Source organism: Salinarimonas rosea DSM 21201 (assembly GCF_000429045.1).
GTDB classification, from domain to species: domain Bacteria; phylum Pseudomonadota; class Alphaproteobacteria; order Rhizobiales; family Beijerinckiaceae; genus Salinarimonas; species Salinarimonas rosea.
In genome coordinates, this window is record NZ_AUBC01000033.1 from 1 (window position 1) to 20,388 (window position 20,388).

12 protein-coding genes are annotated in these 20,388 nt (G+C 74.6%); 4 read left to right on the plus strand and 8 right to left on the minus strand.

Annotation, left to right across the window (positions count from 1 at the left end; genetic code table 11):
• On the minus strand, positions 1-1,543 hold a 1,543-nt coding region (locus tag G407_RS0119425), incomplete at its 3' end, for a beta-ketoacyl synthase N-terminal-like domain-containing protein (RefSeq protein WP_043540220.1).
• A 96-nt stretch (positions 1,544-1,639) separates the two neighbouring features.
• Here G407_RS0119425 and G407_RS28820 point away from each other — a divergent pair.
• Positions 1,640-9,955: a non-ribosomal peptide synthetase gene (locus G407_RS28820; RefSeq protein WP_043540221.1), complete on the plus strand. Its 8,316-nt coding sequence runs from the start codon at positions 1,640-1,642 to the stop codon at positions 9,953-9,955.
• 28 nt (positions 9,956-9,983) lie between these two features.
• Here G407_RS28820 and G407_RS0119440 read toward each other — a convergent pair whose 3' ends face one another.
• The 3 genes from G407_RS0119440 to G407_RS28830 are packed head-to-tail and all read right to left on the minus strand — an operon-like array spanning position 9,984 to position 12,737.
• The gene (locus G407_RS0119440; protein ID WP_029032161.1) at positions 9,984-10,679 is read right to left on the minus strand and encodes an alpha/beta fold hydrolase; all 696 of its coding nucleotides are present in this window, start codon (positions 10,677-10,679) and stop codon (positions 9,984-9,986) included.
• A 5-nt stretch (positions 10,680-10,684) separates the two neighbouring features.
• Positions 10,685-11,686, minus strand: coding sequence for a thioredoxin-disulfide reductase (gene trxB / locus G407_RS28825; protein ID WP_052341617.1), 1,002 nt, complete (start codon positions 11,684-11,686; stop codon positions 10,685-10,687).
• Between the two features lie 4 nt (positions 11,687-11,690).
• Complete coding sequence (locus G407_RS28830; protein WP_052341620.1) at positions 11,691-12,737, minus strand: mitochondrial fission ELM1 family protein; 1,047 nt, start codon at positions 12,735-12,737, stop codon at positions 11,691-11,693.
• A 111-nt stretch (positions 12,738-12,848) separates the two neighbouring features.
• Here G407_RS28830 and G407_RS0119455 point away from each other — a divergent pair, with 111 nt between their 5' ends.
• On the plus strand, positions 12,849-13,334 hold the full coding sequence (locus G407_RS0119455; protein ID WP_029032162.1) for an Lrp/AsnC family transcriptional regulator: 486 nt from the start codon (positions 12,849-12,851) through the stop codon (positions 13,332-13,334).
• A 26-nt stretch (positions 13,335-13,360) separates the two neighbouring features.
• Here G407_RS0119455 and infC read toward each other — a convergent pair whose 3' ends face one another.
• Positions 13,361-13,882 carry a translation initiation factor IF-3 gene (gene infC, locus G407_RS0119460; RefSeq protein ID WP_029032163.1) on the minus strand — a complete coding sequence of 174 codons (522 nt, stop codon included), beginning with the start codon at positions 13,880-13,882 and terminating at the stop codon, positions 13,361-13,363.
• Between the two features lie 279 nt (positions 13,883-14,161).
• Between infC and G407_RS0119465 the strand changes: the two genes are divergently transcribed.
• Positions 14,162-15,064, plus strand: coding sequence for an MBL fold metallo-hydrolase (locus tag G407_RS0119465; RefSeq protein WP_043540222.1), 903 nt, complete (start codon positions 14,162-14,164; stop codon positions 15,062-15,064).
• Positions 15,065-15,090: 26 nt separating this feature from the next.
• Here the strand turns inward: G407_RS0119465 and G407_RS0119470 are convergent, their stop codons facing one another.
• Entirely contained in the window at positions 15,091-15,891 is an 801-nt protein-coding gene (locus G407_RS0119470) for a response regulator (RefSeq protein WP_169728811.1), read from the minus strand.
• Positions 15,892-16,045: 154 nt separating this feature from the next.
• The gene (locus G407_RS0119475; protein WP_043540223.1) at positions 16,046-16,981 is read right to left on the minus strand and encodes a tyrosine recombinase XerC; all 936 of its coding nucleotides are present in this window, start codon (positions 16,979-16,981) and stop codon (positions 16,046-16,048) included.
• An 85-nt stretch (positions 16,982-17,066) separates the two neighbouring features.
• Here G407_RS0119475 and G407_RS0119485 point away from each other — a divergent pair, with 85 nt between their 5' ends.
• On the plus strand, positions 17,067-19,247 hold the full coding sequence (locus G407_RS0119485) for a primosomal protein N' (RefSeq protein ID WP_029032167.1): 2,181 nt from the start codon (positions 17,067-17,069) through the stop codon (positions 19,245-19,247).
• Positions 19,248-19,364: 117 nt separating this feature from the next.
• Here the strand turns inward: G407_RS0119485 and G407_RS0119490 are convergent, their stop codons facing one another.
• A complete protein-coding gene (locus G407_RS0119490; RefSeq protein WP_029032168.1) occupies positions 19,365-20,372 on the minus strand; it encodes a 2-hydroxyacid dehydrogenase in 1,008 nt (335 codons plus the stop codon).
• Between the last annotated feature and the right edge of the window lie 16 nt (positions 20,373-20,388).

Consider the following 20,388-nt stretch of genomic DNA (forward strand, 5'->3'; position numbering starts at 1 on the left):
CGATCGCCCCCGTCGCGTCGCGCCGGGCGACGGCCGCGCGCCGGTGCGTCATGCGCCGGCGCCCGCGCTCGAGCGTCGCCGCCACGTCGTCGAGGTCGAGGCTCGGGTCGGTCGCGAGCGCCGCCTCCAGGTCGGCGCAGGCGCGCGCCAGCGCCGCCTCGCTCCCGGCGGAGACGACGAGGAGCTGCTCGGACACCGGCGAGGGGGCGCGCGCCGGGACCGGCGGCGCCTCCTCTAGGATGGCGTGGGCGTTGGTGCCGCCGACGCCGTAGACGTTCACCGCCGCCACCCGCGGCCCCTCGATCGCCGGCCAGTCCTCCAGCGTCGTCGCCACGCGGAAGGGTGTGCGGGCGAAGTCGATCTGCGGGTTGGGCGTCTCGTAGTTCAGGCTCGGCGGCACCTTGCCGTGCCGGAGCGCCGCCACCGTCTTGAGCAGCGCGCCCATGCCCGCGGTGACGTTCATGTGCCCGATGTTGCTCTTCACCGAGCCGATCGGGATCGTGCCCGGGCCGGCGGCGCCGGGGCCGTAGACGCGGTCGAGCGCGGCGATCTCGATCGGGTCGCCGAGCGGCGTCGCCGAGCCGTTCGCCTCGATCATGCCGATGCGCGCCGGCTCCACGCCCGACAGCCGCAGCGCCTGGGCGCCTGCCTCGGCCATCCCCTCGGCGCTCGGCATCCGGAAGCCGCCCTTGCGCCGGCCGTCGTTGTTCACCGCGGTCGCGCGGATCACCGCATGCACCCGGTCGCCGTCGCGCAGCGCGTCCGAGAGCCGCTTGAGGACGACCACCGCCACGCCCGACGAGTAGACCGTGCCGCGCCCCTTGGCGTCGAAGGAGCGCACGTGCCCGTCGTCGGAGACGATGCTGCCCTCCTCGTAGAGATAGCCCTTCACCTGCGGCGCGTAGACCGTCGCCGCACCCGCGAGCGCGAGGTCGGTCTCCCCCGAGAGCAGGCTCTCGCAGGCGTAGTGGACCGCCACGAGCGCCGTCGAGCAGGCCGTCTGCACCGTCACGCTGGGACCTTCCAGGCCGAGCAGATACGAGGTCTGCGTCGTCAGGAAGTCCTTGTCCGTCATGATCAGGAACTCGATCTGATGGAAGCGGCGGGTCAGCGCGCGGTCGGCGTGGCGCAGGTTGTTCAGCAGGTAGGTGTTGATCGCGCAGCCGCCGAACAGGCCGATCGGGCCGCCGAAGCGCTCGGGGTCGACGCCCGCGTCGTCGAGCGCCGCCCAGCACTTCTGGATGAAGAGGCGGTGCTGCGGGTCCATCACGGTCGCGCGGTCGGCGCTCATACCGAAGAGCGCGGCGTCGAAGTACTCGGCGTCCTCGATCACGCCCTTGGCGCGCACGTAGTTCGGCTCGGCGAGTCGCGCGGGCTTCACGCCGGCTCGACGCATCTCCTCCTCGCTGAAGAAGCGGACCGCCTCCTGCCCGTCGCGGAGCATCTCCCAATAGCGGGTCAGGTCGGTGGCACCGGGGAAGCTCAAGGCCGTACCGACGATAGCGATCGGATCAACCTCGACGGGCGTCTCGTCGCGCTGCATGTACCTCCCCCGATGGTGAAGACGGCTTTACGCAGTAAACCGGATGTCGTAGACGAGCTATATCAACTCCGCTGCTGGTGGCAAGGAGAAAGCGCGATGCGGCACTCGATCCTCGATGCCCTTTCGGATCACGCATTGCGCCGGCCGCACGGTCGGGCCTGGGCCTTCCTCGACGCGGACCTCGGAATCCGCGAGGCGGCGACTTATTCGCAGTTGCGTCATGCCGCGTCGCTCTGGGCGGGCCTCGTCGGGTCGCGGGCGCGACCGGGAGACCGGGCCGTGCTCGCCTTCGAGCCCGGCCTCGCCTTCGCCGAGGCGTTTCTCGGAACGCTCGCGGCGGGCGTGGTCGCGGTGCCCGCGAGGCCCCCCACGCGCCGGGGCGCGGAGCGCTTCCGCGCCATCGTGGCGGATTGCGAGCCGGCCCTCGTCCTCGCCTCGCCGAGCCTTTCGGGCGCGCTGGCGGAGGCGCTCGGCGGCGCCGTGCCGGTCCTCGACGAGCGGGCGCTCGGCGCGCCGGCGGCGGCCCCGGCGACGCCCGCGGCCGGTGCGCTCGCCTTCCTGCAATACACGTCCGGGTCGACGGCGACGCCCCGCGGCGTCATGGTCACCCACGGGGCGATCGCCGCCAACGAGGAGGCGATCCGGGCCTGCTTCGGCCACGATGCGGACAGCCGCATCCTGGGGTGGCTTCCCGTCTACCACGACATGGGCCTGATCGGGACGCTGCTGCAGCCACTTTGGGTTGGAGCGGCCGGGCACCTGATGAGCCCCGCGCACTTCCTGCGCGAGCCGCTCTCCTGGCTGCGGGCGATCGACCGCTACCGGATCACGACCAGTGGTGGCCCGAACTTCGCCTACGACCTGTGTGCGGACGCGCCCGGCGCGATCGTCGGGCTCGACCTCTCGACCTGGCGCGTCGCCTTCAACGGGGCGGAGCCCGTGCGGGCGGCGACGCTCGCGCGCTTCGCCGAGCGGTTCGCCCCGACCGGCTTCGACCCGGCCGCCTTCCTGCCCTGCTACGGGCTCGCCGAGGCGACGCTGTTCGTGACCGGCAAGCCCGCCGCGGACGCGCCCGTCGAGCGGCGCGTCCTGGAGGAGGGCGAAGCACCGCGGCGGATCGCGGCGGCGGATGGCGGGGAAGGCGCCGAGGCGGTCTCCTCGGGCCGCGTCTTCCCGGGTACCCGCGTCGCGATCGTGGATCCCGGGACGCGCGCACCCCGGCCCGACGGCGTCGAGGGCGAGATCTGGGTGCGCGGCGAGAGCGTCGCCTCCGGCTACTGGCGCCGGCCCGACGAGAGCACCGCGAGCTTCGGCGCGACCCTCGAGGGCGATGGCGGTGGCGAGGGCGGCTGGCTGCGCACCGGCGACCTCGGCATCCGCGACGCGGGCGAGCTCGTCGTGACGGGGCGGATCAAGGACCTGATCATCCTGCGCGGGCGCAACGTGCATCCCCAGGACATCGAGGCCGCCGCGGTCGCCGCGCACGCGGCGGTGCGCACCGCCGGCGCCGCCGCCTTCGCCGCCGGAGAGGCGGGCGCGGCGGCGATCGCCGTCGAGGTCGCCCGCGAGGCGCGCGCGAAGGCGGCGGACGTCGCCCGCGCCGTCGCCGCGGAGGTGGCGCGGGCCTGCGACGTCGCGCTCGAGGCCGTCCACGTCCTGCGCCCGGGCGCGCTCCCCAAGACCACGAGCGGCAAGGTGCAGAGGAGCCTCACCCGGCGGCTCCTGGAGCGCGGCGCGCTCGAGGCTCTGCACGTCTGGCGGCGCGGCGCCGAGGGTTCCGCGCCGGAGGCGACGTCGGATGCGCCCGAGGCCCCCCTGTCCCTGCGCGCCCGCCTGGCGCGGGCCGCCCGGCTGCCGGAGGCGGAGATCGCCGAGGATGCGCCGCTCGCGGCGCTCGGCGTCGATTCGCTCGCGCTCGCCGAGCTGTGCCACGCGCTCGCGCGCGACCCCGGTGTGAGGATCGCGCCCGCGGAGCTCGCCGAGCTCACCCCGGCCCGGCTCGCCGCCCGCCTCGCGGAGGCGGCCCCGCGCAGGACGTCGGTGGAGGAGCCGAGCGCCGCACCGCCGCCCGTGTGGCTCGCGCCCACGCCCGGGCAGCGCCGCTTCCTCGTCCTCGACGCGCTGGGCGAGGGCCGTGACGACCAGGGCGTCGCCGCCACGCTGACGCTCGACGGCCCCCTCGACGCCGCCCGGCTCGCCCGCGCCGTCGGGGCCGCGGCGGCGCGCCATCCGATGCTGCGTCTCGCCTTCGCGGAGGTGGGGCCCGCCGCCGGCGGCGGGCCGGAGGCGCGGCTGCGGCCGGACGCCGGCGTCGGGCTCGAGGATCTCGGATCGGCCACGGACGAGGCGGCGGCCCGCGCGCTCTGGCGCGAGCGGGCGCGCGCGCCGTTCGATCGGGCGAGCGGTCCGCTGGCCCGGGCCGGCCTCGTCGCGCTCGGGCCGGAGCGCGCGCTCCTCGGGCTCGCGGCGGATCACATCGTCTGCGACGGCTGGTCGATGCGGGTGCTCGCCCGCGAGATCCTCGCGCTCTACGCCGCCGACGGCCCGGCGGCCCTGCCGCCGCCCGGCGATCCCTTCGCCGCACTGCGGCCGGACGCCGACGCCGAGCGCGCGGCGCTGGCCCGCGCGACCGACCGTCTCGCGGGCGCGCCGACGCTCCTCGCGCTCCCCGCCGACGGCGCCCGCGGTGGGGCCGCGCAGGCGCTCGAGATCGACGTCGACCCCGCCCTCGTCGCGGATCTGCGGCGCATGGCCGGGCGGCTGCGGGTCTCGCCGGCCGCGCTCTGGCTCGCGGCCTTCGGCATCGTCCTCGCCCGCGTCGCGGACGTGGACGACCTCCTCGTCGGGACGCCCGTCGCCCGGCGCGACGCGCCGGGCGCGGATGCCCATGTCGGGCTCTTCCTCGACCTCCTGCCGGTACGCCTGCGGCTGCCGCAGGGCTCCGACCTCGAGGGGGCGGCCCGCGCGGTCGCCGCCGCGCTGGCGGACGCGCGCACCGACGAGGCCGCCTCCCTCGACGCGCTCGTGGACGCGCTGGCGCCCGGGCGCGCGCCGGGGGCGCGGCCTCTGTTCCAGGTCCTGTTCAATCATCTGCCGGACGCCCGTCCCGGGGGCGCCGCCGGACCGCTGCGCTGGCGGCTGGAGCCGATGCTCGACATCGGCGCGAAGTTCGACCTCACCCTCTACGTCGCCGAGGCGCCGGCGCGCACGAGCCTCGTCATGAGCTTCGACGCGGGGCTCATGAGGCGCGCGCGCGTCGAGACGCTGGCCGCGCAGGTGCTGGGCGTCGCCGCGCGCCTCGTGCGCACGCCCGACGCCCCCTGGCGTACGACGCCGCTGCGCGAGCCCGTTCCCGCGGCCGAGGCGCGCCCGGCGACGGACCACGGCTACCCCTGGAGCGGCCCGCTCCAGGACCGCGTCGCCGCCTTCGCCGCCGGGCCGGGCGCGGATCGCCCGGCGCTCGTCGACGCACGGGGCCTCGCGCTCCGCTACGGCGCCCTCGTGCGACGGGCGGACGCCTTCGCCGCGCGGCTCGCCGCGGCGGGCCTGCGTCCCGGCGAGACGGTGGCGATCCTCGCGGAGCGCGACGCCGCCCTGCCGTTCGCGATCCTCGCGACGCTGCGCGCCGGCGGCGTCTTCGGCGTGCTCGACGCCGCCTATCCGGATGCGCGGCTCGCGCGCATGCTCGACGTCGCGCGCCCGCGGCTTCTCCTCGCCGCCGGTATCGATCCGGCACGCGCGGCGGAGATCGGGGGCGGCGCGGACCTCCTCGTCGTGCCGGATCCGTTCGAGGCGCCCGACGACGCCCTCGGCTTCGCGCCCGCGACGGTCGGCCCCGACGATCCCGCCTGCCTCACCTTCACCTCCGGCACGAGCGGCACGCCGCTCGGCGTCGTCGGCCGCCACGGCGGGCTCGTCGCCTTCATGCCCTGGCAGGAGGAAGCCTTCGGCCTCTCGCGCGACGACCGGGTGAGCCTGCTCTCGGGCCTCTCGCACGACCCGCTCCAGCGCGACGTCGCGACCGCCTGGTGGGCCGGCGGCACGCTCTGCATCGCCCCGCGCGAGGCGCTCGCCCAGGCGGGCGTCGCGCGGCGCTGGCTGGCGGAGGCCGGCGTCACCATCGCGAACCTCACGCCCTCCGTCGCCCGGCTCGTGACGGCAGGCGAGAACGAGGAGAGCGGCACGCCCCTCGCGCGCCTGCGCCTCGCCTTCCTCGTCGGCGAGGCGCTTCGTGCCGCCGACGTCGCCCGGCTGCGGCGGCTCGCGCCGGGATGCGAGGTCGTCGGCCTCTACGGCGCGACGGAGACCGCCCGCGTCCTCCTCCATCGGCGCATCCCGCCGGGCGTGCCGGTCGCCGACCCGATCCCCCTGGGCGATCCGCCTCCGCACGCCGACGTCCTCCTCGTCGGCCCCGACGGCGCGCCCGTCGACGTCGGCGAGCCCGGCGAGATCGTGCTGCGCTCGCGCGCGATCGCGCTGGGCTACGCCGGGGCAGCCGAAACCGGTGCCGACGCCGCGGCCCGTGCGCGGTTCGGCACGGACGAGAGCGGCGTGCCGCTCTACCGCACCGGCGACATCGCGCGGCGGACGCCCGACGGCGCGCTCGTGCTCTCCGGGCGGCGCGACCGTCAGGTGAAGATCCGCGGCGTGCGCATCGAGCTCGGCGAGATCGAGGCCGCCGCCGAGGCGCTCGGCGCCGGGCCGGCGCACGCGCGGGTGCTCGCGGGGGCCCAGCGGCTCGTCCTGTACGTCGCCGCCGCGACCCCGCTGGAGCCGGAGCGTCTGCGTCGCGACCTCGCCGCGCGCCTCCCCGCCGCCGCCGTCCCGGACGCCGTCGTCCTCCTCGACGCGCTGCCGCGCACGCCCAACGGCAAGATCGACGAGGCGGCGCTGCCGCTGCCCGGCGCCCGCACGGGCACGCCTCCGCGCCCCGGCGCGGAGGCGCGCCTCGCGGAGATCTGGCGGCGCGTGCTCGGCGTCGAGACGGTCCATCGCGAGGACGGGTTCGTCGCGCTCGGCGGCCACTCCCTGCGCGCGGTCGAGGCCCAGGCCGAGATCGGCCGCGCCTTCGGCCGCAGCCCCCGCCTGCCGGAGCTGATGGACGGCGGGACGCTGGCCGAGATGGCCGCGGGTCTGTCCGGGCCGTTCGCCGGGGCCGCCGACACGCGGGCGGACGAGACGCCCCCTGCCGTCGTCGCGCACCCGGAGGCGCGTCACGAGCCCTTCCCCCTCAACGACATCCAGCGCGCCTACTGGATCGGCCGGCGGCCCGGCATGGGCCATGTCGGCGTCGGCGCGCAGTCGGCCTACGCCTTCGCCTGCCCGCACGTCGACGTGGCGCGCCTCGAGGCGGCCTGGACGACGCTCGTGCGCCGGCACGACATGCTGCGCGCCGTGGTCGACGAGGACGGCACGCAGCGCGTGCTGCCGGAGGTGCCGCCGGTCGCGATCCCCGTCCACGGCGTCGGCGCGGACGCGGAGGGTCTCGCGACCGTCCGCGCCGTGCTGCGCGAGCGCCTCGAGACGCGGACGTTCGACGCGTCGCGCTGGCCGCTCTTCGAGCTCGCGGTGAGCGGGCAGGAGGGCGACGCGCAGCTCCACGTCGCCTTCGACTTCCTCGTCGCCGACGCCTGGTCCTTCGGCATCCTCGCCCGCGAGCTCGCCGCGCTCTACGCCGATCCGGACGCCGCGCTGCCGGATCTCGCCATCGGCTTTCGCGACTACGTGCTCGCCGAGCGCGCCGCCGCCCCGGGCGCGGAGCGGCGACGGGCCGAGGCGTTCTGGCGTACGCGCATCCCCGACCTGCCGCCGGCGCCGCAGCTTCCCCTCGCCCGCGCACCCGAGACGCTGGAGCGCCCGCGCTTCCGCCGACACGTGCGCCGCATCGACGTCGCCCGCCGCGAGCGGCTGCGCGAAGGGGCGGCGGCGCGCGGCATCACCGAATCGGCCCTCGTGCTCGCCGCCTACGCCGAGACCCTGGCGCTGTGGGCGACCGCGCCGGCCTTCACGGTGAACCTCACCGTCTTCGACCGGCGCCCCTGGCACCCGGACGTCGAGCGGATCGTGGGCGACTTCACCTCGGTGCTGCTGGTGGGGCTCGACATGGCCGGCGCGCGGCCCTTCGCCGAGCGTGCCCGCGACGTGCAGGCCCGCCTCGCCGAGGCGCTCGACCACCGCGCCATGAGCGGGGTCGCCGTCATGCGCGAGGTGAACGCGCTCCATCCCGGCGAGGGCCTGCGCTCGATGCCGATCGTGCTGACGAGCAAGCTCGGGCTCGCGACCGAGAGCCCGGGCGGGCCGATCGGGGAGCGGCTACACGGCGTCTCGCGCACGCCGCAGGTCTGGCTCGATGCCCAGGTGGCGGAGGCGCCCGACGGCGGCCTGCGGCTCGAATGGGACGTGGTCGACGAGCTGTTCCCCGAGGGATCGATCGACGCCATGCTCGACACGCTCGCAGGCACGCTGGCGCGCCTCGCCGACGAGCCCGGGGCCTGGGACCGGGCGCTGCCCGACGCCGCGCCGGCGACGGACCGCGCCCTCGTCGCCCGCACGAACGCCACCGAGACCCCGCTGCCCGTCGACCTCCTGCACGCCCCGCTCGTCGCGCGTGCCCGCGAGGAGGGCGGGCGCGTCGCCGTGGTCGCCGCCGACGGGGCGCGGCTCGGGCGCGCTGGGCTCGTCGCCGCGGCGGGGGCGCTCGCCGGGCGGATCGCCGCCGCGATCCCGCCGGGTGTCGGCGTGCCGGTCCTCGTGGAGAAGGGGCCCGCGCAGATCGTCGCCGTCCTCGCCGCGCTTCTCGCCGGGCGCGCCTACGTGCCCGTCGACCCGACGCAGGGTGCCGAGCGCGTGCGCGCGATCCTCGCCGTCGTCGGCGCGCCGGCGGCGCTGGTCGAGGCCGGCACGCCCGATTTCGGGGTCGCGCGGATCGTCGTCGACACCACGGCCGCACCGGCGCGGCCGCTGCCGCTTCCCGATCTCGCCTCGCTCGACGATCCGGCCTACGTCATCTTCACCTCGGGCTCGACGGGGACCCCGAAGGGCGTCGTCACCGCCCATCGGGGGGCGGCGAACACCTGCCTCGACGTGAACGCGCGATTCGGCATCGGCGCGGACGACGTCGTGCTCGGCCTGTCCGCGCTCGGCTTCGACCTGTCGGTGTGGGACATCTTCGGCGTGCTCGGTGCCGGCGGGCGGCTCGTCCTGCCGGACCGTGCGGGGCTGCGCGATCCCGAGCACTGGCTCGCCCTGATGGAGCGCGAGGGCGTCACCGTCTGGAACAGCGCGCCCGCGCTGATGCGCATGCTCGCCGACTATTGCGAGGCCCGCGGGCGCCGGCTGCCCGACGCCCTGCGGCTCGTCCTCCTCAGCGGCGACTGGATCCCGACCGATCTCCCCGCCCGTCTCGGCCGGCTCGCGCCCGGCGCGCGGCTCGTCTCGCTCGGCGGCGCGACGGAGGCTTCGATCTGGTCGATCCTGCACGAGATGGAGCCGCGGACCTACGCCCCGAGCGTGCCCTACGGCACGCCCATGGCGAACCAGACCATGCACGTTCGCGACGACCGCATGCGCGAGCGGCCGCTCCACGCCACCGGCGAGCTCTGGATCGGCGGCGTCGGCCTGGCGGACGGCTACCTCGGCGATCCCGGGACGACGCGGGCGCGTTTTGTGCGCGACCCGGTCGACGGCAGGCGGCTCTACCGCACCGGCGACCTCGGCCGGCGCCTGCCCGACGGGACGATCGAGTTCCAGGGGCGCGTCGACTTCCAGGTCAAGATCCAGGGCTACCGCGTCGAGCTCGGCGAGATCGAGGCCGCGCTGCGCGCGCTGCCCGCGGTGGCGGACTGCGTGGTCACGGCGGACGGCGCGCGGATGGGCCCCAAGCGCCTCGTCGCATACGTCGTCCCGGCGGACCCGGACCGGCCCCCGGCGCACGCCGCGCTGGCGGATGCGCTGGCCGCGCGGCTGCCGTCCTACATGGTCCCGGCGCTGTGGGTCGATCTCCGGGCGCTGCCGCTCTCGTCGAACGGCAAGGTCGATCGCAAGCGTCTGCCGGCGCCGCTCGCGGTGCAGGCGCAGGACCGGCCGCTCACGGCGACGCAGCGGCTCGTGGCGGACATCTACGCCGAGGTGCTCGGGCTCGACGCGATCGACCCGCAAGCGAGCTTCTTCGCCCTCGGGGGCGCGTCCGTCGAAATGGTGCGCGTGCAGACGGAGATCCTGCGCCGGGCGGGGCGCGAGGTGCCGATCGCCGATCTGTTCCGCTACGCCAGCGCGGCGAGCCTCGGCGCGCATCTGGACGCGAGCGCCCGCCCGGCCGCCCCGGCGCAGGCGCCGCCGGCGAGCCCGGCGGCCGCGGATCGAACCGCGCTGCGGGCGCGCCGCGCGGGAGCCCGCGCCGCGGCACGGGGATGACGTGGCAGGTCTCGAGGCGACTCGCCGCTCAGGCGGCGAGCCAGCGCGCGAGCGCCGCGTCGACGGCCTCGGGCGTCTCCAGCGTCGGCAGGTGGCCGGCGCCGGGGACGATCTCGAGGGTCGAGCCGGCGACGAGCTCGTGCATCAGGGTGTGGCGCTTGACCGGGCAGAGCCGGTCGTCCTCGCCGCACAGCACGAGGGTGGGGCCGCGATAGGCGCGCAGCGTCTCCTCCTGGCTCCCCCGGCTGGCGAGGGCGCGGGACTGGCGCACGAACACGTCCGGCCCGAGGTCGTGCGCCATGGCGAGCATCAGGGCGCGGATGTCCTCGCGCGTGCTCTCGCCGTGCAGGAACAGCGGCTGCAGGTCCCGGCGCAGCACCGTGTCGAGGCCGCCCGCCTCGACCTCGGCGATCTGCGCCTCGCGCATGGCGCGCACGCCCGGCGAATCGGCGCGGGGGTCGGTGTCGAGGAGCGCGAGCCGGCGCACGCGATCGGGCGCCTGGCGCACGATCTCCATCGCCACGATCCCGCCCATCGAGAGTCCGGCCAGCGCGAAGGCCGGCGGTGCGTCGGCCAGCACCGCGGCGGCGAGCGCGTCGACCGTGTCGGCACCGGAGACGTCCGGCACGATCACGGTGCGTCCCGCCGACAGCGCCGCGATCTGCGGCGCGAACAGGCGCGCGTCGCACATCAGGCCGGGGACGAGGAGGAGGGAGTCGCTCACCCGGCTCACTCCCACGCCCCGAGCATCTGCTCGTGCTTCTTCTCCTCGGCGCGCACCGCCGGGTCGGCGGCGTGCTCGGCCAGGAACTTCTCCGCCTCGAGCGCCGCCATGCAGCCGAGCCCCGCGGCGGTGACCGCCTGGCGGTAGACGTCGTCGGCGACGTCGCCGGCGGCGAAGACGCCGGGGATCGCCGTCCGCGTCGTGCCGGGCTCGACCACGAGATAGCCGCCCTGCTTCATCGGCAGCTGGCCCGCGAACAGCTCGGTGGCCGGCTTGTGGCCGATGGCGACGAAGACGCCGTCGGCGCGCAGCTCGTCGACCGCGCCGGTCGCGGTGTCCTTGAGCCGCACGTGCGTGACGGCGCGCGGCGTGCCGCCGCCGCAGATCTCCTCGACGGCGGCGTTCCAGCGCACCTCCACCTTCGGGTGGGCGAACAGCCGGTCCTGCAGGATCTTCTCGGCACGCAGCGAATCGCGGCGGTGGACGAGGATGACCTTGGACGCGAGATTGGCGAGATACAGCGCCTCCTCGACCGCGGTGTTGCCGCCGCCGACGACGACGACCTCCTTGCCGCGGAAGAAGAAGCCGTCGCAGGTGGCGCAGGCGGAGACGCCGGCGCCCTGGAAGGCCTCCTCGGAAGGCAGGCCGAGCCACTTCGCCTGCGCGCCGGTGGCGATGACGAGGGCGTCGGCGAGATAGACGTCGCCCGAATCGCATTCGAGCCGGAAGGGGCGGCTCGAGAGGTCGACCTTCGAGACGTAGTCGGAGACCATGCGCGTCCCGACGTGCTCGGCCTGGGCGCGCATCTGGTCCATCAGCCAGGGGCCCTGGATCACGTCGGCGAAGCCGGGATAGTTCTCGACGTCGGTGGTGATGGTCAGCTGGCCGCCGGGCTGCAGGCCGGAGATCAGGACCGGCTCCAGCATGGCGCGCGCGGCGTAGATCGCGGCCGTGTAGCCGGCGGGGCCGGACCCGATGATGACGAGCTTCGCGTGCGTCTGCGCCATTGTCTCATTCTCCTGTGTCCTGCCCGAGACCGGGCAGGGCGGTCCGCGGCAGGCCGTGCGCGTCGCGATGCGCATGGTAGGCCCGCGCCAGGGCCGCGGCGACCACGGGGGTCGAATCTAGGGGCTCGGTACGCGCGCCTTCAAGGCGCCCGGTGAAGGATCTCGCGATCCCCCGGGCTTCGAGCCCGCGCACCAGCGTCTCGAACTTCGGATGCCCGCCCGAGGGCGAGAACACAAGCACCGGAACACCCGCCGCCGCCGCTTCCCCCAGCATGTTGGTCGAATCGGCGGTGACGACGACGGCGTCCGCCAGCGCCAGCAGCGCGACGTAGGGGTTCTCCCCGGGGCTCTCGCCGTCCCAGTAGAAGCCGCCGGTCTGCGCGGCGAGGCGGGCGAGGCCCGCGCGCAGCGCGCCGGGCGTGCGGCGCGACGCCGTGATCATCGGCCGCGCGCCGTCCTCGCGGGCGAGGCGCCCGAGATCGGCGAGAAAGCGCGCCTGGTCTCCCTCCGTGAAGCGGTGGTGCCGGCTGTCGCCGCCGGCGAGCACCGCGACCCGCGGGGTGGGCAGGGCCGACAGGCGCGGGTCGGGATCGGCTCGCGCCGCGGCGAGGCGCGCGGGCGAGACGCGATGGGGCGCGGTGAGGGTGACGAGGACATTCTCCCCGCGCAGCCGGTCGTGCTCGGCGACCCAGACGAAATCGGCGGCCTTCGGACCCGTGCGCGGGTCCTTGAGGAAGGCTGTGAACACGCGCCCATTGCTCGCGCGCTTCAGCGCCGGCAGGTACGGCACCGCGCGGCGCCCCGACGCGATGACGAGGTCGGGCCAGGGCTCCGGCAGCGGCCCGCCGGGACGGCCGGGCCGCTCGCGGGGGTCGAGCGGGCCGCGGGGCGCGAGCCAGGCGAAGGGCCGGCGCGGGGCGACCCGGCGGATCTCGGGGGCGAGCCCGAGCGCCTCGGCCACGCCCAGGCACTGCATCTCGTCGCCGGCCTTGCCGTCGGTGAGGACGACGGCTCGGGTCGGCGGGGAACGCTCTGGAGCTGTGTGCGACATGCGGCTCGCCGGCACGGGGACAACGCTCGCCTTCTCCGCCGCGCCGCTTGTGCGGGAGCTTCGGGCGGTCTACCTACGTCGTGGCGCGATGGCCAGCGGAGCTCTTCTTACGTGCGCGGACGCCTCGATTCCATAGATCTCGCGATCCTGCGCGAATTGCAGGCGGACGGAAGCATCACCAACGTGGAGCTCGCCCGCCGGGTCGGCCTGTCCGCGCCGCCCTGCCTGCGCCGGGTGCGGGCGCTCGAGGAAGCGGGCGTGATCAAGGGCTACCGCGCGCTCGTCGACCCCAAGCCGCTCGGCATCGAGGTCGTGTGCTTCGCCATGGTCCAGCTGCAGAGCCAGAAGCAGTCCGACCTCGTCGCCTTCCAGGCGCACGTGAAGGACTGGCCGTCGGTGCGCGAGTGCTGGACCCTGTCGGGGGACATCGACTTCATCCTGAAGTGCGTCGCCCCCAACCTCTCGGCCTTCCAGGCCTTCGTCGGCGCCCTGACCGAGCTGCCGAACGTGCGCAACGTGCGAACCGCGCTCACGCTCGACCAGATCAAGGACGAGCCGATCGTCCCGATCGACGAGATCGACCCCGCCGACGCGTAGGCCGTCCCGGGCCGAAAGGCCCCGCGTCAGCGCGGGGCCAGGATCATGATCATCTGCCGGCCTTCGAGCTGCGGCTCGACCTCGACCTTGGCGAACTCCTGGGTCTCCGCCTTCACGCGCTCGAGCAGCTTGAGGCCGAGATCCTGGTGCGCCATCTCGCGGCCGCGGAAGCGCAGGGTGATCTTCACCTTGTCGCCCTCTTCGAAGAAGCGCCGGACGTTCTTCATCTTCGTCTCGTAATCGTGCTTGTCGATTGCGGGACGAAGCTTCACTTCCTTGACCTCGACGGTCTTCTGCTTCTTGCGCGCCTCGGAGGCCTTCTTCTGCTGGTCGAACCGGAACTTGCCGTAGTCGAGCAGCTTGCAGACCGGCGGCTCCGAGTTGGGCGCGATCTCGACGAGGTCGAGGCCGGCTTCCTCGGCGACGCGCAACGCGTCGAAGAACGACAGGACCCCGCGGTTCTGCCCCTCCTGGTCGATGAGCTGAACCTCGCGGACGCCGCGAATGTCACGATTGGCGCGCGGACCCTCCTTCTGGGGCACCGGCATGGCTCTCATGGGTCGGCGAATGGCTGATGTCTCCTCGTTTGCGGGATGCGCAGGAAGGCCGCGCCGCGGATGCGGCCGGCCGTGGGGCGCATGTGCCCGGTTACCGGCGATCGATCGGATGCTCGACCACGTGATCGAGCATGTTTGCGCAATCGCGCCATAAGTCAAGGTGCAGGCCGCCGCTCGGCCGGCGATCCGCCCCCACCCCCTTGCATCCCGTGCCGCCGACCTGATATGTCCGAATATTAGAACTCTCTAACGTTAAAGAAGGAGAACGGCATGCGCCTCTCGCACTCCCCCTCGCGCGGGCCCGGCAGCCCGGACGTGCAGCCCTTCTACGACGCCGCCACCGGCTCGCTGCAATACGTCGTCTCCTGCCCGGACACCCGGCAGGCGGCCATCGTCGACCCCGTGCTCGAGCTCGATCCGCGCGCGGCCGCGACGCGGACCGACCAGGCGCAGGACATCCTCGCCTACGTCGCCGAGCAGGGCCTCGCGGTGGCCTGGATCCTCGACACGCATCCCCACGCGGATCATCTCTCCGCCGCTGCCTGGCTGAAGCAGCGCACCGGCGCGCCGATCGCCATCGGCGAGCGGGTGCGGCGCGTGCAGGAGATCTGGCGCGACCTCTACGCCATGGACGACTTCCCCGCCGACGGCTCGCAATGGGACCGCCTGTTCGCCGACGGCGAGACGTTCCGCATCGGCGGGCTCGACGCGCGGGTGATGCTCTCGATCGGCCACACGGTCGCGTCGGTCAGCTATGTGGTGGGTGACGCCGCCTTCGTGCACGACACGCTGATGATGCCGGATTCCGGCTCCTCGCGCGCCGACTTCCCCGGTGGCGACGCGGGCGAGCTCTACGATTCGATCCGGGCGATCCTCGCGCTGCCGGACGACACGCGGCTCTTCGTCGGGCACGACTACCAGCCCGGCGGGCGGGCGCCGGCGGGGGAGGCGACGGTCGCCGAGCACAAGGCGTCGAACAAGCACTTCGCCGGGAACCCGTCCCGGGAGGCGTTCGTGCGCATCCGTTCGGAGCGCGACGCGACGCTGCCCCTGCCGGCCCGGATGCTGATGGCCTTGCAGGTCAACATGAACGGCATGCGCCTGCCGGAGCCCGACGCGAAGGGCCGGCGCATCCTGCGCATCCCCCTCGACCGCTTCCCCTTCCACGGCTGACCGCGGCGCGGCGCTCCCATGTGCCCTCAGCGCAGGGCGGCGACCCGGGCCTTCGCCTCGGTCTCGGGGGTGAGGGCGTTCATCAGGTAGGGGCGCCGCAGGCCGTAGATCTTGTGGAAGACCTTCTCGACGTCGCGGATGTAGAAGGGCTTCTCGAGCAGCGCCTCGACGCCGAAGTGCTTGAGCGCGCCGGGCAGCGTCGTCGCCGGCGAGACGCTCATGATCAGCAGCTTGGTGTCGGGCGCGACCTCGCGCGCCTGGCAGGCGGTCTCGAGCCCGTCCATGCCCTTGAGGTTCATGTCGAAGAGGGCGAGATCGTAGCTCGTCAGCTGCAGCAGCTTGAGCGCGTGGCGCCCGGCGTCGGTCTCGTCGATCTCGAAGGAGAAACGGCTGCGCTCGAAGATCTTGCGCACAGTCGCCCGCGCGGTATCGGCGTGGTCGACGAGGAGGAGCCGCAGCGGCTGTCGCATGCGCCGGTGGTTCTTCAGGAGCGCGGTGACGTGGTCCGCGTCGATCGGCTTCTTGAGGAACTCGTAGGCGTCGAGCTCGACCGACAGGTCGACCCAATGCTTCATCACGCCGTCGGCCATCAGGATCGTGAGCGGCCGCACGCCCTGGTGACGGGAGATCGCCAGCGCCTCGGCGCCGGAGACGCCGTCCATATGGACGTTGACGAAGGCGATGTCCGGGCGCTTGCCGGTGAGCGCCTCGAGCGTCTCGCGCCCCTCGCTCGTCTCGATCACCTCGATGCCGGCATCGAAGCCCTTGAGGGTGACGACCAGGCTCAGCCGGGATCCCGCGGCGGGATCGGCGACGAGAACGCGCACCGGACGTCGCTCCTCGGCTGCTATGCGCGCCGCCCGCTCGACCATGCCGTCCCTTTCCCCGTCTCGAATGACGGGCCAAACGGTAACCAGGAATGCTTTGCAGAAGGTTACCCCGCAGGAATCGGCAATCCGCGCACGCGTCCTCGGCTCGTCGCTACCTCGGGCGCGCGCGGGGGTGCGCCGCCTCGACCGCCGCGAGGAGGCCGGCGGCGTCGACGCGGGTATAGACCTGCGTCGTCGACAAGGAGGCGTGGCCGAGCAGTTCCTGGATCGCGCGCAGGTCGCCGCCGCGGGCGAGGAGGTGCGTCGCGAAGGAATGGCGCAGCGCGTGCGGCGTCGCCGAATCGGGCAGGCCGAGCGCGCCGCGCAGCCGCGCCATCGCACCCTGGACGATCCGCGCCCCGAGCGGCCCGCCCTTCTCGCCCCGAAACAGCGGCGCGTCCGGCGCGAGAGGGTGCGGGCATGCGGCGAGGTAGGCCGCGACGGCCTCGGCGACCGGCGCGATGACGGGCACGGCGCGGGTGCGTCCGCCCTTGCCGACGACGGTCAGCGTCGCGCCGGCGAGCGTCGGCGCGTCGCGCCGCAGGATGCCGAGCGCCTCGGAGATGCGGAGCCCCGCCCCGTAGAGGAGCGCGAGCACGGCGGCGTCGCGCACCAGCACCCAGGTCGGGCGGTCCTCGTCGGCGCGCAGGTCGGGATCCGTGAGCGCGATCGCCGCGGCGGGCGCCACAGGGCGCGGCAGGTCGCGCTTGCGCCGCGGGCCGCGCACGGAGGCGACGCCCGCCATCTCGACCCCCGTCTCGCGGGAGAGCGCGCGCACGAAGCCGCGCACGGCGGAGAGCTTGCGCGACAGCGTCGCGTCCACCGCGCCGTCGGCCCGGCGCGCGGCGAGGAAGGCGCGCAGGTCCCGCGCCGGCAGCGCCGCCAGAGCGGCAGCGTCCGGCGGCTCGCCGAGATGCTCGGCGAGGAAGGTCAGGCACTGCCGGATGTCGCGCCCGTAGGCCTCGATCGTCTTCGGCGAATAGCGCCGCTCGGTGGCGAGCGCCACGAGATGGGCGCGCAGGGCGGCGTCGACCGCGGGGGCGATCATGGCGCGCGGCTCGGGATGGCGCAGGTCGTCGTCATGGCGTAAGTCTCTCGGCTCAGGCTCACCAAACCGTCAACGCCGCCCGCCCATGGTCCAGACGCTGGCGGACGTTCTCGTCCCGCTGCCCCTCGACACGCTGTTCAGCTACCGCGTCCCGGACGGGATGACGCTCGTCCCCGGCCAGCCGGTGCGCGTGCCGTTCGGCCCGCGCGAGGCGATCGGCGTGGTCTGGGACCTGCGCGAGGGCGCGGGGGCGAACCTGAAGACGCTCGCCGGCCCGATCGATGCGCCGATCCTGCCCGAGAGGCTGCGGGCGCTCCTCGACTTCGTCGCGCACTGGACGCTCGCCCCGCGAGGCGCGGTCCTGCCGATGGCGCTCAAGCTCGCGGACGGCAGCCGCGCCGAGACGCCGCGCGTCGGCGTGCGCGCGACGGGCGCGTTGCCCAAGCGCATGACGCCCGCCCGCGAGCGGGTCCTCGCGATCGCGGCGGACGGCGCCGCGCGCGCCAAGCGCGAGCTCGCGCTCGCCGCCGGCGTCAGCGCCGGCGTCGTCGACGGTCTCGTCGACGAGGGCGCGCTCGAGACGCTGGCGCTCCTCGCTCCGCAGTCGCCGGCCCCCGATCCGGACCATGCCCCCGCCGCGCTCTCGGCCGACCAGCGCGTCGCGGCAGACGCCCTCGCCGCCGCCGTGCGCGAGACCGCATCGGGCGTGCCCGTGCCGATCCTGCTCGAGGGCGTCACCGGCTCGGGCAAGACCGAGGCCTATTTCGAGGCGATCGCCCAGGCGCTGCGCATGGGCGGGCAGAGCCTCGTGCTGATGCCGGAGATCGCGCTCACCGCGGGCTTCCTCGACCGCTTCGCCGAGCGCTTCGGCGTGCGTCCCGCCGCCTGGCACTCCGGCGTCGGGGGCAAGCGCCGCGAGCGGCTCTACGCCGACATCGCCTCGGGCGCAGCCAAGGTCGTGGTGGGCGCGCGCTCGGCGCTGTTCCTGCCCTACGCCGACCTGAAGCTCGTCGTCGTCGACGAGGAGCACGACGCCGGCTACAAGCAGGAGGACGGCGTCCACTACCACGCCCGCGACATGGCGGTGATCCGCGGCCGGCTCGAGCCCGCCGCCGTCGTCCTCGCCTCGGCGACGCCCTCGCTCGAGACGCGGGTCAACGCCGAGCGCGGGCGCTACGCCCACATCCGCCTGCCCGAGCGCTTCGGCGGGCGCACGCTCCCCGACATCGCGACGATCGACATGCGCGCGTCCGGCCCGCCGCAGGGCCGCTGGATCGCGCCCCCGCTCGCCGCGGCGATCGAGGCGGCGACCGCGCGCGGCGAGCAGGCGCTGCTCTTCCTCAACCGCCGCGGTTTCGCCCCGCTCACCCTGTGCCGCGCCTGCGGGCACCGCTACGAGTGCCCGAACTGTACCGCCTGGCTCGTCGAGCACCGCTTCCGGCGCGCCCTCGTCTGCCACCATTGCGGCCATGTCGAGCGCACGCCGGACCATTGCCCCTCCTGCGGCGGGGTGGACACGATCGTGCCCTGCGGCCCCGGCGTGGAGCGGATCGCGCAGGAGGTGGCGACGCTCTTCCCGGAGAAGCGCACGATCACGCTCTCGTCCGACTTCCCCGGCGGCGCCGAGCGGCTGCGCACGGAGCTCGACGCCATCGCGTCCGGCGCCTGCGACATCGTCATCGGCACGCAGCTCGTGGCGAAGGGGCACAACTTCCCGCTCCTCTCGGTGGTGGGCGTCGTCGATGCCGATCTCGGGCTCACCTCCGGCGACCCGCGGGCGGCCGAGCGCACCTTCCAGCTCCTCCAGCAGGTGACGGGCCGCGCCGGGCGCGGCGACCGGCCCGGGCGGGCCTATCTCCAGACGTTCCAGCCCGCGCATCCGGTGATCGCGGCGCTCGTCTCGGGCGACGCCGAGCGCTTCTACGCCGAGGAGACGGCGCAGCGCGAGGCGGCCCGCCTGCCGCCCTTCGGCCGCCTCGCGGCGCTCGTCGTGACGGGGGCGGACAAGGATGCGACCCACGCCCACGCCCGCACGCTGGTGCGCGCGGCGCACGCGATGGGCGTTCTCGACGCCGACCTCTCGGTGCTCGGGCCCGCCGAGGCGCCCATCGCCATGATCCGCGGCCGCCACCGTGTGCGCATCCTGGTGCGCGCCGCGCGCACCCGCGATCTCCAGGGCTTCCTGCGCGACTGGCTCGCCGCGGGGCCGAAGCCGACGGGCGGCATCCGCGTGCAGGTGGACGTGGACCCCCAGAGCTTCTTGTGAGGCGGCGCTGCGCCGGCGCACGTCGGTGAAGCGCGGCATCGGCGTCGAGCGCGTTCTGCACGCCCCACACCCCCGGCCCCTCTCCACGAGGGAGAGGGGAGAGCCTACAGGACCGCATCAATCCGCGAGCTTCTCCACGGACACCGCATGCAGCGGCGCGCCCGTCCGCGCGAAGGCATCGATGTTGGAGAGCGTGGTCTGCGCGATGTTGCCGAGCGCTTCCTTTGTGAAGAAGGCCTGGTGGCCGGTGATCAGCACGTTGGGGAAGGTCAGCAGCCGGGCGAAGACGTCGTCGCCGAGGATCGTGTTGGAGAGGTCCTCGAAGAACAGGTCGCCCTCCTCCTCGTAGACGTCGAGCGCGAGGTTGCCGATCCGCCCGGACTTCAGCCCCACGAGCACGGCGGGCGTGTCGATCACCGCGCCGCGGCTGGTGTTGACGATCATGACGCCGTGCTTCATCCGCGCGATCGCGTCGGCGTCGATCATGTGGCGCGTCTGCGGGGTGAGCGGGCAGTGCAGCGAGACGATGTCGGCGCGGGCGAACAGCTCCTCGCGCGAGACGTAGGCGATGCCGCGGGCGACGCAGTCCGGGTTCTCGGCGACGTCGTGGGCGATCACGGTGCAGCCGAAGCCCTGGAACAGGCCGGCCGCAATGGCGCCGATCTGGCCGGTGCCGACGATGCCCACCGTCTTGCCCTGGAGATCGAAGCCGAGCAGGCCGTCGAGCGCGAAGTTGCCCTCGCGCACGCGGTTGTAGGCGCGGTGGATCTTGCGGTTCAGGGCCAGCACGAGGGCGAGCGTGTGCTCGGCGACCGCGTGCGGCGAGTAGGCCGGCACGCGCGCCACCGCGATGCCGAGCCGGCGCGCCGCCTGGAGGTCGACGTTGTTGAAGCCGGCGCAGCGCAGCGCCACGAGCTTCACGCCCAGGCCCGCGAGCCGCTCCAGGGCGGCGGCGTCGCAATGGTCGTTGACGAAGACGCACACGGCCCCGGCCGAGTCCGCCAGCACGGCGCTGTCGGCGGTCAGCGTCGCCTCGACGAAGGCGAGCTCGTGGCCGAGCGGGCGCGCGGCCTGGTGCAGGAAGGCGCGATCGTAGGGCTTGGCGCTGAAGACGACGACTTTCATCCGGTTTCGACCCTCG